Here is a 15,236-nt window from a genome sequence, read left to right as displayed (position 1 = left end):
CAGATCGACGGGGCGGATTCAAACATCTTCTTCTGTGTCGTCCATGGCAGAGTCTAGATCGGCCTGCGCATCGCTGACCATTCGCATTGCGATCATGCCAAGAGTTGTTTCGAAAGCTTTGCGTTGTTGCGCGGCCTGCGAGTTGGCGTCATCGGCCCCTTCGGTTCCGTCAAAATTAGCACCGTTATTGCTTCCCGTTGCTCCGATATCGGGTGCACCTGCGTTCATGTTCGTAACTCCGCCTGTAGATAACCACTCTCTCATCCTAGCAACGTTAGCTTTCGAGAAGCTGACGAGGCTCAGTGCGTTTCATGATGAGCCATTGGAGACCGCATCGATGCTTCCGTCCGTCAGGTGCGGCGTCGGGGTCTGCCAAAGAAGAGCTAGGTGGTGTGGACACTTATCGCATCCATAAGATGATGGCTGCGAGAGTGACGACGGCGCGGTAATTTCGGGCGGTTTTTTCGAAGCGGGTTGCGACGCGGCGGAATTGCTTGAGCTTGGAGAAGCAGCATTCCACGAGATGGCGCTGGGCATAGAGATGCTTGTCGAGCGGATATTTGAGCGCGCGTGACGGGTTGTTCGGGATGACGGCGAGCGCCCCCTTGGCAGCGATGGCCTGGCGCAAGTGATCGGCGTCATAGGCCGTATCGGCCATGACGACCTCGGCGGGCAATCCCTCGAGCAATGCGGCGGCCTGCGGTGCATCGCCCTTCTGACCTGCGGTAAGCGTGAAGCGCACGGGACATCCCAAGCCGCGAACGGCCAGATGTATCTTGGTGCTCAGGCCACCGCGCGAGCGGCCGAGCGCCTGATCTTCAGACCCCCTTTTTTCGCCCCGGCAGCGTGCTGGTGGGCTCGGACGATGGTGGAATCGACGATCAGATACTCGAAGTCCGGATCATCGGACATCGCCTCGAAGATCCGCCACCAAACACCCTTGATGCTCCATCGACTGAAGCGCCGGAACACGCTGTTCCAGTCCCCAAACGCCTCCGGAAGATCACGCCAGGGAGAGCCCGTACGCACGATCCAAAGCACACCTTCCACGAACATCCGGTTGTCGCGTCCGGTCGAACCCTTCTGGTCAGGCCGGCCTATGATCAGCGGCGCCATCCGCTCCCACGCCGCATCGCTCAAAATCAACCGGTCCATCACACCCAAGACTGCCTCCCAAAAGCAGGCTTGAATCTGATTTGCTCCTAAAAGGGAATCCTTAGAGTCCACACCACCTAGTGCTGGCCGGAGAAGAGTTTTGAGGTGGGGCAAGACGGTCTCGGTGGACGCTAGCACGCCGGCAATCCGAAAAGCCTGTTTCATTAGAAGAGCTCCTTCAGGACGGCAGCTCTCGGCAGTGGCCGCCAGGAGGGGCGTCCGACTTGGCTGAGGCGCGCAAGGACCTACGTAAGTTGTGGGGGAAGAAGACGATGGAGGCCGACACGCTGCGTGAACTGGTGGAGCACGGTCGAGCAAAGAATGAATTGCGCGCTCGTCATCATTGCCGGGACAGCCAATAGGTTTGTGATGCCGAGGAGGCCGAACGTGAAATCCTCGATGCGATGCGAGCACCTGAACTGGCAGGTCGCTGAAGTAGCACTTGAACGGCGCAGCGGCCGGTGCTGGAGGGCGAGCTGATTGAACTCAAGGTGCGGTGCGAGGAGCAGGACAAGCGGTGCATCAATTCGCCGGGCCTGAAATCTTCTACATGATCTTCTTGTCGCGTATTCGCTAGTGATTCATCACAGTAATTTTGACTCTTTGGCGGTGGCTGGATATGCGCGGCCGAGTTTGGCGCGGGCTTTGTCGGTTGTGAACATCCATTTGATGCGGTCTCGTGCTTTGTTTCGCTGCCGTTGCCATGCTGCGATCTCTTTTCGGAGCCGTTTGGGGTCGTCGATGCGGCGGCCGAGACACTGGCGCTGCAGCACGCTGATCTCGCACTCGACCATGTTGAGCCAACTGGCGTGTTTCGGGGTGTAGTGGAATTCGAGGCGACGCAGGATGCGACGGGCCTCGGCGGGCGCAAATGCTTGATACAGCGCGCCGGCGGTGTGGATCGACAGATTGTCCTGCACGACACGGATACAGGCGGCATCGGGATAATGGACGTCGACGAGTTCACGCATGCAGTGGGCGTAGTCCACGGCGGCGCGGCGGTCTGTTATCTTGACGTTGCGCCAGCCGCGATGCGGATCGAAGGTGACGAAGAGATTGACGGTGCCGTTGCGGCGGTACTCGTAATCGTAGCGCTCGCGCTGTCCGGGCCTGGCCGGGATCGGCTGACGCACCTCGCCGATGAGCTGGACGGGGGTCTCGTCGATGCAGACCAGCGGCCGCTCGGGATCCGGCGCCTCGGAATAGAGATCGAGCACGTCCTCCATGCGGGCGACGTATTCGCCGTCGACATGGGGAATGCACCACATGTCCCTGCGCCATGGCTTGAGGTCGTTCTCGGCCAGCCGGCGACGCACGGTCTCGCCCGACAGGCTGTCGTGATCGGTGAGCTTGACCATCGTGTCGGCCAGCAGCGTCAGCGTCCAGCGTTTGCGGCCGGCGGGCGGCTTGGCGCATGCGGTCGCGACCAGCAGGGCCTCTTCCTTGCCCGTCAGCTTGCGTTCCGCGCCCGGACGCGGCTCCTCGCTCAAGGCCCGCTCCAGATTGCCTTCCACGAAGCGGCGCTTGGTCCGGCCGACGGTGGAGAGGCTGACACTCACGGTCCGGGCAATCTCCTCGTCGCGGCGGCCCCTATCGGCCGCCAGCAAAATCTGCGCCCGCTTGAGCTTGCGGGCGGCGTGCTTGCCGCCGCCGAGCATCGCCGTCAGTTCATCGCGCTCGGCTTGGCTCAATTCGACCCGATAACGTACATTCATGCTTTGCCTCCTTGTCGGAGGCCGGGACGAATCCAACGATGAGTCAAAAATCAGGCGCGCGTTTCACCGAGAAGCAGGGGCACTACCTCGCTTTCATCCATACCTATTCGTACATGTTCGGACAGCCGCCCGCCGAAGCCGACATCCAGCGCCATTTCCGCGTCAGCCCGCCGACTGTCCACCAGATGATCGTCACCCTCGAACGGAACGGCTTCATCCGACGTCAACCCGGCGTCCCCAGAAGCATCGAGATTCTCTTGCCACCGGAAAACTTGCCCATCCTCGAATGGCTCGGTATCAAAACGTCAAAATCACTATGATGAACCACTAGGGTCAGCGGATCGAAGAAATGGCAAGATCGTCAAAGCTCGTCGCGTCGAAGCGCGGCCGGGTACTCCTGGTGCGGCGGCGCCGCGACAAGCTTTGTATGTTTCCTGGCGGGCGCCGGCGCGGCCACGAAACGGCGGAGCGGTGCCTCTGGCGCGAGATCAAGGCGCCAGTATGTGGCGTCGCAGGATTTAGGAAGCGCGAGGCGGCGAGTTGTCGTGCGTTTTCGTGTGCAATGTCGTGTTCGCAACATGTTGGCGGATAGCAAACAAGTGCGGCTTTGGCTTTCGGAAGAGAAAGCACGCGCGGCGCTTCGTTTTGCGTCCAGCTGCCCGCGCAGCGGTGCGCGGAAGCATTAGGCGATTGGCACGGCTTTTGCTCCATTGTTTGCCAACGGCGTGCGGCTCTCTGCTTTGTCGGGATCGTCCGTTGCAGAATGTGAATCTCGATGTGACCAAAAGGCGATGGCATGAAGAATTGGAGTTCCGTGACAACCAAGGTGCTAGGCACGGCCATTGTTGCAATGGCCTTGACGACGCCCACCGCGCTGGCGGTCGAATACAAAGTCGAATACAAAAGGGATAATAGCAGCAATCCTAGCCTCCGGGACGTTGCTGAAAACAAGAGCATGCTTACCCAGATCACAGTCACCTCGGAACGACCAGCAAGCTTCACGCTTGCGAACGGCTTGCAGGTGGTGGTGATCCCCGATCATCGTACCCCGGTCGTGACCCAGATGATTTGGTATAAGGTCGGCTCCGCCGATGAGACGCCGGGCAAATCGGGGCTTGCGCATTTCTTCGAGCACTTGATGTTCAAGGGCACAGCGAAGCATCCGCCCGGCGAATTCTCCCAGACCGTGCTGCGCGTCGGCGGCAACGAGAATGCCTTCACCTCGCCCGACTACACCGGCTATTACCAACGCGTGCCGCGCGAGCAGCTGACGAAGATGATGGAATTTGAGGCCGACCGCATGACCGGTCTCGTTCTCCAAGATGAGAACGTGCTGTCCGAACGCAATGTTGTGCTCGAAGAATTCAACATGAGCGTCGCCAACGATCCCGATGCGCGGCTCACCGAGCAGATGATGGCGGCGCTTTACCTCAACCACCCCTACGGCCGCCCCATTATCGGCTGGCGGCAGGAGATCGAAAAGCTCGACCGCGAGGACGCGCTCGCGTTCTACAAGCGCTTCTACGCGCCGAATAACGCGATCCTGATCATCGCCGGCGACGTCGATCCCAAGGAAATCCGCCCGATGGTGGAGAAGAATTTTGGCGACATTCCTGCACAGCCCGCGATCCCCGCGAAGCGCGTGCGGCCACAGGAGCCGACGCCCGCGGCACCCCGCACCGTGACGCTCTCCGATCCCCGCGTCGAGCAGGCCACCTGGCGCCGCTCCTATCTCGTGCCGTCGGCTACCACTGTGGCCGCCGGCGAGAGCCCTGCGCTTGACGTGCTCGCGCGATTGATGGGCGGCGGGATCAACTCCTATCTCTACCGTGTGCTGGTGATCGACAAGCAGCTCGCCATTAGCACGAGCGCGAGCTACCAGGGCACCTCGCTTGATGCCTCGCAATTCATGATTTCGGCCACGCCGAAACCTGGCGTCGAATTCGCCCAGATCGAGGACGCGATCGACAAGGTGATCGCCGACCTCGCGCAAAATCCCGCGCGCGCCGAGGATCTCGAGCGCGTCAAGACCCAATTGATTGCGCAAGCGATCTACGCCCAGGATGACCAGGCGACGCTTGCGCTCTGGTATGGCGCCGCGCTCACCACCGGGCTCAGCATCGACGATATCCGAAGCTGGCCGGACCGCATCCGGGCCGTCACCGCCGAGCAGGTGCGCGAGGCCGCGCAAGCATGGCTCGACAAGAAACGCTCGGTGACCGGCTATCTGATCAAGGAATCCGCGCCCAAACGTAAGGAGAAGCGCTCGTGACCTATTCTCTCACTCGGCGTGCCGTCCTCGGTGGGGCCTCGCTCGCGATCGCGACGCTCGGCTCTGCACCATCATTTGCCGCTACCAAGATCCAGCGCCTGATCTCGCCCGGCGGCATCGAAGCCTGGTTCGTGCAGGAGGCCACCGTCCCGCTGATCGCGATGGAATATGCCTTCGGCGGCGGCGCCAGCCAGGATCCGGCTGAGAAGCCCGGCGTCGGTCACCTGGTCGCCAGCCTGCTCGACGAAGGCTCCGGCGATCTCGATTCCAAGAGCTTTCACGAGCGGCTCGACCGCCGCGCCATTGAGCTGAGCTTTGACTCGTCCCGCGATCAGTTTCGCGGCTCCTTGCGCATGCTCAAGGACAACAGGGACGAGGCCTTCGACCTACTGCGAATGGCGCTGACCTCGCCGCGTTTCGATGCGGCCGATGTCGAACGGATCCGTACCGCGGTGCTCGCGAAGCTTCGGCGTGACTCCACCAATCCTTCAACGCTCGCCGATCGCAAGTTCTTCGAAGTCGCCTTCAACGATCATCCTTATGGCCGCCAGGCCGGAGGCACGGTCGAGAGCGTGCCGAAGATCGACGTCGCCGATCTGAAGGACTATGTCCGCCGCGTGATCGCCAAGGACACGCTCAAGATCGCGGTGGTCGGCGACGTCGATCCAGAGAGCCTCGGAAAATTGCTCGACAAGACCTTTGGCAGCCTGCCGGCCAAGGCGCAGTTGACAGAGGTCCCCGATGTGGTTGCGGCAAAGCCGCCGCAGCGCGTCTACGTTCCGCTCGACGTGCCGCAGACCGTCGTGACCTTCGGTGGTCCCGGCGTCCGCCGCAGCGGGCCGGATTTCATGGCGGCCTATGTCGTCAACCAGATCCTCGGCGGCGCCGGTCTGTCGTCGCGGCTGTTCCGCGAAGTCCGCGAGAAGCGCGGGCTCGCCTATTCCGTCCGTGAGACGCTCTTGTGGATGGATCATTCCGCGCTGTTCGTCGGCAATACCGGCACCCGCGCCGATCGCGCCGGCGAGACGGTGGAGGAGATCGACAAGCAGGTCCGCCGCATGGCCGAGGAAGGCCCGACCCAGCAGGAGCTCGACGAGGCCAAGTCGTACCTGAAGGGCTCGCAGATGCTGGCGCTGGATACATCGTCAAAACTCGCGCAGGCGCTGCTGCAATACCAGATCGACAAGCTGCCGATCGACTATATCGAGAAGCGTAGCGCCCTCGTCGATGCGGTGACGCTGGAGGATGCCAGGAAGGCGGCGCAGCGGCTGTGGGGCCAGGGCCTGCTCACCGTCATCGTCGGCCGTTCCCCGCAGGCCGCAGCCCGGTCGACCACCGCGCCATCAGCCACGACGCCGCCGCCAGCGGCAGTACAGCCAGGCGCCGCGCCATCCGCCGCAACGCCGGCAACACCCAATTAACTTTGTGTTCGTGAGGTGACATGCGCTCTGAACTTCTTTTTTGCGGCCGCGACAGCTGCGGTCGCGGCAAGCGATGCCGTCAATGCGACGGAAACGTCCGCAGGAGGTGTTTTCAAAAACCTCTGCCGGTTGGGAACCGGAAGCTTGCGGGGATATCTGCGTCGTCTCAGCCAGGATGTCCTGTCCGCGCCGACTGCCTGACCAGATCTCTTACCATGACACATAATTAATTGACCGCGTACAATCATCTTGGCGCGAGGCCAACATAGCCTAGCCAAGATAATCGACGCCGGCACAGAAGGGACGCTGCCAAGTGCTCCTGCCACCGGCGGCATCCCAAAGGTCTGTTTTAGCGGGGAGGGGCATGGCTCTGCCGCAAGCTGGGCTGTGGAAACGCCTACCCGGTGGGGGAATCCTCACCCGAGTATCCAGGCCAGAGGCTAGGGTCAAGCGACGGGTTGAGGCGAACAAAATCCTCTTCTCGCCATTCGGCTGTGTGGGGCACAGCTAGGATAGAGAAAGTTGTCGGTGAGTCCTTGCTCGGCATGAGTCCGACGGTTCTTAGCATGTTGAGCTGGGCGTTCGAGGCCGTTTGGGGACAGAAGACCCAGTACTCGCTGGCGCGACGTCCGTTTTCCATGACGAAGCTTCCGCGTTCCAGTGGCGCATCCCCCGTGGACGACGATGGCCCGGCTTGTGATGGCGCGGCATGCGATGGCTCGGCCTGTAGCAGCCTGGGTTCGAGCTCCTCCCAAACCGGGTCCTTATCGGGGGCTTCCGCCAGCGACTGAGCAGGCGGCTGCTGCGAGCTGGGCCCGTTCGCCGGCGGCCAAGGATGGCTCGGCTTGCATTGGACCGGGTTCGACATTCTGCCAAATCAGGTCCTGATCGAAATCTGGGGCTTCCGCCAGCGATGGAGCAATCGTCCGGCCGGTAATGGCCCAGGGGGCCGCAGCCGGCGTACGCAGATCATCGTCCCAACTCAAATGTGACGAATAGGGATGCTCGCCTCCAATATGGCGAATAGGCTTCCCCCTGCGGCACTGGCGACCACGCAGCATATGGCGGGGGACTATCTTGCAACTCGCTCAGCTGGTGCTCAAAGCCCGTTGGATCCGCGGGCGGTGGCGGTAAGGCGGGCTGTGGGTCCGTGTTCAGTGGGTCGATTGAGTTGAAATCCATCCTGTTCCTCCTTCACATGGAGCGGCTCGAGCCATTCTTTGAAGAAGGCCACTTGCATCGCGACTACGGAGAACCACTGAGAACTCTCGCCTTGAGCTGCAGCCTCCAATCTGCCGGCAACAATGGCGCCAACCAGGTTTGCGGTTTATTCCGAGCATCGGGTGCCCCGACGTTGCATGACGGTGGATAGACGGCATCGCCGTCGAGACATCCGCGCTCTGATGCTAGGAGGATGAGCTTTCGAGAAGCTGACGAGCATCAGAAGGATTCAAAATGAGCCAATGGAGACGGCATTGACTTCCGCCGAAAGCTGCCGCGCATTCTAAATTTCATTTCTGGCCCGGCGCAGGCTCGCGCACGATGCTGTCCTGACGCGGCGCGTCGGAAGAATAGGGGGCTTCCGGTCGTCCATCGCGAACGACCGTGGTTGAGGAGCCACGAAATAACTTCAGCACCGATTCCCGAGACTGCTTTTCGACCGCAGCGTGCGGCCGCGCCTGCGCCTCCGCTACAAGGCCGTTGAGCGTTTGGTCCAAGAGCGCGATGAAGCGTGGTGGACCTGAAACCAAGACGAGGCCATCTCCTGGTGCCGTTCTCACAAGATAGCGCTCGTCGGAGATGTTGAGTGCATCGAGGGCCGCTTTGAATGCATCGAAGCTGATCGGCTTCAACACAAGCAGACGACTTTGCGCCTCATTTGCAGCAGATACATACAGCACGAGCCCATCGTAGTACCATTGAAGATTGTAGAGATTGGTCAAACGGTCCAGGAACTGGCGCGGTGGCAGATCTGGCATGCGCCCGCGAATCCGACCCTTCACCTCCGCGCTGACGTTCACTCTGATATTGAGGTTGTTACCGAATTCCAGCAGTGCGGCAGACAGGTCCTGATCCAGAACCGTGTAGCTATAAGGTGCCGAAGGCAGCGAGAGCGGAGCCCCAAACGCCGTGAGTACCCCGGAGCAAAGGAAAACTCCTGCGCCCGCAACGCGGTTCAAAATGTTCAGGATCGTGCGTCGGCTTAGCATTCCCAAGTCCCTTCGGCCGGAGAACAAGTATTAAGACTTCGCCCAAATTGGAAGCCAAGCGTGATCTTTAAAATGGCCTTATGGCTCGCGTGTTCGTCAGCTTGCGGTCAGCTGGCCTCTTTACGGTATTGATCATCAATTCTCAACAAGGGCGTGTCTCATCGCACCCCAAACCAATGACACCTTCGATCATGCTAGGCGCCACGCCAATCTCTCTGAACCCTGCCGACGGTCTGTCCGGGCTCTGCCAGCCGGCAGCCATCGGCCAGCAGAGCCAGTTTCAGCAGACTCTTCTGCATGTCGCTTCGACATCAGACGCTGCCTCCTCAGTTACCGATAGAGCAGCGTCCGTTCCTGCGGTGTCAGAGGTTCAGCGTGCAGCAGTGCAGGCGAGCCCGCCTGGCGAGCGCGTGCTCCAGGCTCTCTCTTCGATGTATCGGAGCAATCCCGTTCCTTCTGCAACGAGCGGCGGTGTGACCGCCATTTCGAAGACCGTTCAACCTGGGCCGGCCGCTCAGCCGCTTTCGCGGTCGCAGCTAGTCGGGGCAAGCCCTGCGGGCAAGCCGGAAGGCGTGCTCGACTTCGACGCGATGGTTGCGGGTCTGCGGGACGTTTACAAGGGTGTCGTCGAGGTTTCGCTTGTGTCCAAGAGCACCAGCGCCGTCAGCTCATCTTTGAACAAATTGCTATCGGCGGGCTGAGTTCGTTGAGGTCTGCTTTCATCTATGGACAAAACGGCCATGCCCGCCTATCCGGTCAGTGGTTGCGTGTTTTTGCCGTGCTATCGCTTCTCCTCCCCTTGATTGGCTGTAAGGCCGATCTCTACACCAAAGTGCAGGAGCGCGAGGCCAATGAGATGCTTGCTCTCCTGCTTAGCAAGGGCGTCGATGCGGTCCGTGTTACTGCCAAGGACGGGACCAGCACGATCCAGGTCGAAGAGAAGCAGCTAGCCTTTTCGATTGAGCTGCTAAATCTCGAAGGGTTGCCGCGCCACCCTTTCAAGAACCTCGGCGAGGTGTTCAAAGGATCGGGCCTGGTTGCCTCGCCGATCGAGGAGCGCGCCCGCTACGTTTATGCCCTGAGCGAAGAATTGTCGCGCACGATTAGCGATATCGACGGCGTCATATCCGCGCGTGTCCACGTTGTTTTGCCAAAAAATGATCTATTGCGCCAGGACACGATGCCGTCCTCAGCGTCGGTGTTCATTCGACATAACTCCAATGCAAAGCTCTCGCTCCTGCTACCGCAGATCAAGATGCTGGTCGCCAACAGCATCGAGGGCCTATCCTATGACAAGGTGGCGGTGGTCTTTGTGCCGGTTGAGCGGGCTCCGCTTGAGCAGCCTGCCCCGCGAGCTGCGTCCGCTCAGTCGACCAAATCCATTTCAGACCCGCTACTTGCGGCCGGTATCGGAGGGGGCGGCGCTGCGATTGGCCTTCTGTGCTACATATTCCTGGGCTCTCGTATGCATCAGCGCGCCCAGCCGTCGCGCGCGCGATCCAGACTTGGCAACCGTTCGAACACGCCCGCTATTCCGCCTCCCGGTAAAAAGATCACCTCCGAAAAGGCATAGGAGTGCGCAGATGCCCATACCGCTGCCATCCTCCGGTTCTCATACGTGGTCCAAATCGACTTCTGAGGGGCTGCGCGAGCTTGCTGCCTCGACCCATCTGACCCGATTTGCTGCCCGTCTTGACGGGCGGCTGTCGGCTTCGACTTTGGTCCGGCTACAGAAGAGCTCAAGGCTGCAGGTAAGACTTGCTGAAATGCTGCTTGGTAATGAAATGGACTCCAATGGCCGTAACTGGGGAACTGATCTTCTGCTCGGCCATGATCCGAATAGGGCTGCTTTGCTTGCCGGCAGTATCTGGCATGCTCGCTCGCTCCTAAAGCTCGTCTCAAAGCAGCATCTCGCGATGCTGCTCGGGCGTATCGGGGCAGAAGCGCACGCTTTCGGTATCCGGAACTTGGCCAGCGCGGTCGCAATCACCGCTACCGCTGATCCGGAGCAACTTTCGCAACAGATTGAACACGATGGCCATGCCTGCCTAGGTGCTTGGCTCGACGAAGCCTCGGCACTTGATCGCACGCGCGTGCTGTTACGCTTGCCCATGGGCACTGCTGCCGAGAATCCAGCGGCCGAACACCGCAATGCCGCGGGCCCAGTGCTTTCCTTGGTGATAACCCATTTGTCGAGGGAGACGCCACGGCATGACAGCTGATGACCCAGCGCTGCCGGTGGCCCCCGAGATACGGCCGCTCGGGCCTCTCATATCGGCGGCCGAGATCGGGATCTGGTGCGATGCCGTAGAAGCGCGCGCGGCTGCCGAGCGGCATCTGCAACACGTTCGCGGCTGGGGACGGACAGCTTATAAGCGGGAGCGGGCGCGCGGCCGTGCGGATGGCTTCAAGAGCGGCGCCGAGGAAATGTCTCGGCTGATTGCGCAGGCTGCTTCCGCACTTGCGCAGCGAAAAGCCATTCTGGAGCAGGAGTTGCCGCAGCTCGTCATGGAGATCGTGAGCGATCTGCTGGGCGGGTTTGATCCAGGCGAGATGTTGGTGAGGACCGTTCGTAACGCGATCGAGAAAAAATATGGTAGCGCGGAAATTTGCCTTCATGTCTCTCCTCTGAAAGCCGATGCGCTAGCGCGCGAGTTCGCTACGTGCGATGGACAGGAGGGCCGGCCGAAAGTGCGGGTTGCTCCGGATCCGGCTCTAACGACAGAGCAGTGCGTGTTGTGGAGCGAATTTGGCAATGTAGACATTGGAGTTGCCGCGCAGCTGCGGGCTCTACGCCTTGGCCTGGGTTTGCCATCAAAGGAAGACGGGCCATGACCACATCAGCCACCGATGCGGCGGGAGAGAGGAATCTGCACGCCGCGCTATCGTCTCTGAAATCTACAGCAAAGCATATCGACACGCGTGCTGTACGAGGGCGGATCACACGGGCGGTCGGCACCTTGCTCCATGCCGTCTTGCCAGAGGCGCGTATAGGGGAGCTTTGCCTGTTGCAGGATCCCCGCACCGGATGGTCGCTCGAGGCCGAGGTGATCGGCCTATCGCAAGATGGGGTATTGCTCACTCCCATTGGTGACATGGCGGGCTTATCCAGCCGAGCAGAAGTGGTCGCGACCGGACGAATGCATGAAGTTCCGGTCGGCCCCGATTTGCTTGGCCGGGTCATCGACAGCTTCGGCCGTCCGATCGACGGAAAGGGTCCAATCAGCGCCGCTCAAACTCGTCCGCTGCGCGGCAAGGCTCCCAACCCCATGACAAGGCGCGGTATCGAGCGAACATTCCCACTCGGCGTCCGTGTCTTGGATGGGCTTCTAACATGTGGCGAGGGGCAGCGGATCGGCATCTACGGAGACCCAGGGTGCGGTAAGTCGACGCTCCTGTCGCAGATCGTAAAAAGGCGCGGCTGCCGACGCCACCATAGTCGCGTTGATCGGTGAGCGCGGTCGTGAAGTCCGGGAATTCATCGAGCAGCACCTTGGTGAGGTAGCGCTTCGCCGCACCGTCGTTGTCGTTGAGACCTCCGACCGCTCGGCAATGGAACGAGCGCAATGCGCTCACATGGCGACGGCACTCGCCGAATATTTTCGTGATGAAGGACTTCGCGTCGTCCTGATGATGGACTCATTGACGCGCTTTAGCCGCGCCATGCGCGAAATTGGCCTTGCGGCAGGAGAGCCGCCGACGCGACGCGGCTTTCCGCCATCGGTTTTTGCGATGCTTCCTGGCCTGTTGGAGCGTGCCGGCATGGGCGAGCGCGGCTCGATCACGGCCTTCTATACTGTGCTTGTCGAAGGCGACGGCTCGGGTGATCCAATCGCCGAAGAATCACGAGGCATTCTTGATGGCCACGTTGTTCTCTCACGCCTTTTGGCTGCGCGCGAGCATTTTCCAGCTATTGACGTATTGTCAAGCCGCAGCCGCGTGATGAATGCGGTCGTCTCTGTGTCGCATCGAAAGGCGGCTTCCTTCTTCCGTGATCTGCTCTCCCGCTACGCCGAGGCCGAGTTCTTGGTGAAGGTTGGCGAATATAAACAAGGCAGTGATCCTCTGACAGACCGGGCAATCAATTCGATCGAGGAGTTGCGGAAATTCCTGCGTCAGGGCGGAGACGAGGCGTCAAGCTTTGAGGAGACGGTCACATGGATGTCGCGTCTGACCGCGTGAATCGCGTCCATGCCTCGAAATTGCGGCTAGTGAAGGACATGAGACAGCGGAGCGCCCTTCGTGAGGTGTACAACATGGAGGCCAAGCGCCGCGGCGCGCTTCAAGCGGTGGAACAAGCTGTCCGGGATCTTGCAACGGCCGAGAAAAACCAAGCGGCGCTAGAAGCGGAGCTTTACCGAGAACTGGCATCTTTTGATTCGCTCTCTGTCGAAGAGCTCGATCGTCGCTGTCACATCGTCATTGGACGGCTCAAAACTGAGATCGCAGGAGCACGCCGGACGCTTGAGGAAGCGCGCGCCGCTCAAGAGCGGGCCGAGACGGCGGTCTTCGAGGCGCGGACCACTTTGACAAAGTGCTCGGCGGCAAGTCACAAATGGCAGAAAATTGAAGGCGACGTTCAGCGCGCGAGTGATGCCCATTCAGAGGCGGAAGCCGAGATGGAGGCCGATGATGAGGTTTTGCTTCGGTATCGCAGTGGTTCGCGTACTCACACGGCTAGCGACTGAATCTGATGGCTTCTTCTATGCGAGCGAAAGCGCCTTGTCTTGTGGACGCGCCTGTGACCATGGCTACGGGTGAACAATCGGGATTTAAACCGGCGCTAACCCTGTCCCCTGCGGTCGTCTCTTGGCTCAACGAGATCGCTGCTGCCCGCAAGCCTCTGCAAAGCCGTCTCCGCGATAAGCCGCTATCCGTACGGATGGAACGGCTTGTCTGGGAGCCGGAGCCGTGTGCCGTATCGATGCTCGACTGCGCTTGGGCCATCGGACATGAAACAATTATCTTATCGTTGGCCCGTCCGGTTGTAGATGGGCTGATCGCGACGGTGCAAAGTGAGCTTGGCCTACCTGCCGAGCCCACTCGTTCGCTCCTCGTCGAATTTGCACTCGATCCGTTGCTCGATCAACTAGAGGGTCTGACACAACAGAAGTTGCAGCTGATCTGTTTGAGCGAAGCAATGGCTCGGGGTCCTTATCTGGAGCTCGAAATCACCTACCGCCCATTCAAGGGAAAAGCGCGCCTGTTCCTGTTCTCACCTCTCGATGGTTCAGTTCCACCCGCGTTTCGGGCGTTAGGCGGACTGCTCAGGCAGCTGCCGCGAGAGGCACGCCAGCTTCCCCCAGAATTGCCTGTCATCGTTAAGGGAGAGATCGGTTCGCTCCGTGCGACGGTTGCGCTGCTAGGGAAAGCAAATGCAGGAGACGCTCTATTGCCGGACGTAATACCCTTGGCCCGTGGCCAAGCCATCCTCAACGCGGGAACCTTATGGGCTCCGGCACATGTTGCAGAGGATCGCTTGATCGTGCGAGGGGCATTCCGCCTCCAACCACATCCCCTGGAGTGTGCACATTTGATGACTCAATCCGAAAAACCCCGGCCGCCCTCTGAAAGTGATCTCGACAACATCGAGATTACTCTTGTTTTCGAATGCGGCCGCTGGACTGTCGCACTCGGAGCCTTGAGGGATATCAGCGAGGGACATGTGTTCGAACTTGGCCGACCGCTCGACGGACCGGTTGATATCCTTGCTAACGGCCGTCGCATAGGCCGCGGGGACATCGTAAGCATCGGCGGGGAGCTTGGCGTCAGGTTGCGGGGCAGGCTGGCCGTCAATGACTGACATTCAACCGGGAATCCTTGGACTCCTTGCGCTCACAGCCGGCCTTGGCCTGCTGGCGTTCCTAGTCGTAACAAGCACAGCGTTCATAAAGGTGTCCGTCGTGCTCTTCCTCGTTCGCAACGCGCTCGGAACTCAATCTATCCCACCAAACCTCGTTCTATATGGCGCGGCGCTGATCCTGACAGTTTTCATTAGCGCGCCAGTGATTGAACAGACCTATAATCGCCTTTCTGCGCCACAACTCCGCTACCAAACGGTCGATGATTGGCTGAGCGCCGCAAAGGAGGCGCAGGAGCCGCTGCGCGGGCATCTGAAGAAGTTCACCGCTGACGAGCAGCGCCGTTTCTTCTTGGCTTCAACCGAACAGGTCTGGCCCGAGGACATGCGCGGCAACGTGAGCGCCGATGACCTGGTCATTCTGGTGCCATCTTTCCTAATTTCAGAACTCAAGCGTGGCTTCGAAATTGGTTTTCTTCTCTATCTGCCCTTTATCACCATCGATCTGATTGTAACGACCATCTTGATGGCTATGGGTATGTCGATGGTTTCGCCAACGGTGATATCCGTGCCGTTTAAGCTGTTTCTATTCGTCTCAATCGACGGCTGGTCGCGGCTCATGCACGGGCTGGTGCTCAGCTACACAACGCCGGGAGGCTGAGC

13 protein-coding genes and 3 pseudogenes are annotated in these 15,236 nt (G+C 60.3%); 12 read left to right on the top strand and 4 right to left on the bottom strand.

All coding sequences use genetic code 11. The features are described from left to right. Positions 1-18 precede the first annotated feature (18 nt). The 3 genes and pseudogenes from ACFXS9_RS19505 to ACFXS9_RS19495 form a co-directional block, all read right to left on the bottom strand. The gene (locus ACFXS9_RS19505; protein ID WP_057847598.1) at positions 19-228 is read right to left on the bottom strand and encodes a hypothetical protein; all 210 of its coding nucleotides are present in this window, start codon (positions 226-228) and stop codon (positions 19-21) included. A gap of 172 nt (positions 229-400) precedes the next feature. Continuing rightward, positions 401-1,116: pseudogene (locus ACFXS9_RS19500) on the bottom strand (IS5 family transposase). A 623-nt stretch (positions 1,117-1,739) separates the two neighbouring features. Continuing rightward, complete coding sequence (locus ACFXS9_RS19495; protein WP_392691243.1) at positions 1,740-2,870, bottom strand: IS630 family transposase; 1,131 nt, start codon at positions 2,868-2,870, stop codon at positions 1,740-1,742. A 38-nt stretch (positions 2,871-2,908) separates the two neighbouring features. On the opposite strand from ACFXS9_RS19495, the gene ACFXS9_RS19490 reads away from it, so the two are divergent. The 4 genes and pseudogenes from ACFXS9_RS19490 (at position 2,909) to ACFXS9_RS19475 (ending at position 6,563) form a co-directional block, all read left to right on the top strand. Beyond that, on the top strand, positions 2,909-3,190 hold the full coding sequence (locus ACFXS9_RS19490; protein WP_057850890.1) for a LexA family transcriptional regulator: 282 nt from the start codon (positions 2,909-2,911) through the stop codon (positions 3,188-3,190). 29 nt (positions 3,191-3,219) lie between these two features. Further along, positions 3,220-3,363: pseudogene (locus tag ACFXS9_RS19485) on the top strand (NUDIX domain-containing protein); the annotation flags it as partial. 462 nt (positions 3,364-3,825) lie between these two features. Continuing rightward, complete coding sequence (locus ACFXS9_RS19480) at positions 3,826-5,142, top strand: M16 family metallopeptidase (protein ID WP_392699871.1); 1,317 nt, start codon at positions 3,826-3,828, stop codon at positions 5,140-5,142. Further along, the gene (locus ACFXS9_RS19475) at positions 5,139-6,563 is read left to right on the top strand and encodes a M16 family metallopeptidase (protein ID WP_392691240.1); all 1,425 of its coding nucleotides are present in this window, start codon (positions 5,139-5,141) and stop codon (positions 6,561-6,563) included. Before ACFXS9_RS19480 ends, ACFXS9_RS19475 begins: the two co-directional genes overlap by 4 nt. A gap of 1,511 nt (positions 6,564-8,074) precedes the next feature. On the opposite strand, the gene ACFXS9_RS19470 is transcribed toward ACFXS9_RS19475, so the two are convergent. After that, positions 8,075-8,773, bottom strand: a complete 699-nt coding sequence (locus ACFXS9_RS19470; protein ID WP_392691237.1) for a secretin N-terminal domain-containing protein — start codon at positions 8,771-8,773, stop codon at positions 8,075-8,077. Between the two features lie 80 nt (positions 8,774-8,853). Here ACFXS9_RS19470 and ACFXS9_RS19465 point away from each other — a divergent pair, with 80 nt between their 5' ends. The 8 genes and pseudogenes from ACFXS9_RS19465 (at position 8,854) to sctR (ending at position 15,234) form a co-directional block, all read left to right on the top strand. Continuing rightward, a complete protein-coding gene (locus ACFXS9_RS19465) occupies positions 8,854-9,474 on the top strand; it encodes a nodulation protein NolB (protein ID WP_392691234.1) in 621 nt (206 codons plus the stop codon). Then, positions 9,471-10,346, top strand: coding sequence for a type III secretion system inner membrane ring lipoprotein SctJ (gene sctJ, locus ACFXS9_RS19460; protein ID WP_392699869.1), 876 nt, complete (start codon positions 9,471-9,473; stop codon positions 10,344-10,346). The genes ACFXS9_RS19465 and sctJ overlap by 4 nt, the downstream gene beginning before the upstream one ends. Positions 10,347-10,356: 10 nt before the next feature. After that, on the top strand, positions 10,357-10,995 hold the full coding sequence (locus tag ACFXS9_RS19455) for a nodulation protein NolU (protein ID WP_392691231.1): 639 nt from the start codon (positions 10,357-10,359) through the stop codon (positions 10,993-10,995). Next, positions 10,985-11,608: a type III secretion system stator protein SctL gene (gene sctL, locus ACFXS9_RS19450; protein WP_392691228.1), complete on the top strand. Its 624-nt coding sequence runs from the start codon at positions 10,985-10,987 to the stop codon at positions 11,606-11,608. Before ACFXS9_RS19455 ends, sctL begins: the two co-directional genes overlap by 11 nt. Then, positions 11,605-12,955 (top strand): annotated as a pseudogene (gene sctN, locus ACFXS9_RS19445) (type III secretion system ATPase SctN). Before sctL ends, sctN begins: the two are co-directional and overlap by 4 nt. Beyond that, on the top strand, positions 12,931-13,461 hold the full coding sequence (locus tag ACFXS9_RS19440; protein ID WP_392691225.1) for a hypothetical protein: 531 nt from the start codon (positions 12,931-12,933) through the stop codon (positions 13,459-13,461). The pseudogene sctN and the gene ACFXS9_RS19440 overlap by 25 nt, the downstream one beginning before the upstream one ends. Positions 13,462-13,520: 59 nt before the next feature. Further along, on the top strand, positions 13,521-14,576 hold the full coding sequence (gene sctQ / locus ACFXS9_RS19435; protein ID WP_392691222.1) for a type III secretion system cytoplasmic ring protein SctQ: 1,056 nt from the start codon (positions 13,521-13,523) through the stop codon (positions 14,574-14,576). Then, positions 14,569-15,234, top strand: coding sequence for a type III secretion system export apparatus subunit SctR (sctR, locus tag ACFXS9_RS19430; protein ID WP_108523099.1), 666 nt, complete (start codon positions 14,569-14,571; stop codon positions 15,232-15,234). Before sctQ ends, sctR begins: the two co-directional genes overlap by 8 nt. The last annotated feature ends 2 nt before the right edge of the window (positions 15,235-15,236 follow it).

Origin of the sequence: Bradyrhizobium sp. RDI18 (assembly GCF_043203335.1) — a bacterium.
GTDB classification, from domain to species: Bacteria; Pseudomonadota; Alphaproteobacteria; order Rhizobiales; family Xanthobacteraceae; genus Bradyrhizobium; species Bradyrhizobium retamae.
This window is presented reverse-complemented; position numbering and strand designations above follow the sequence as displayed.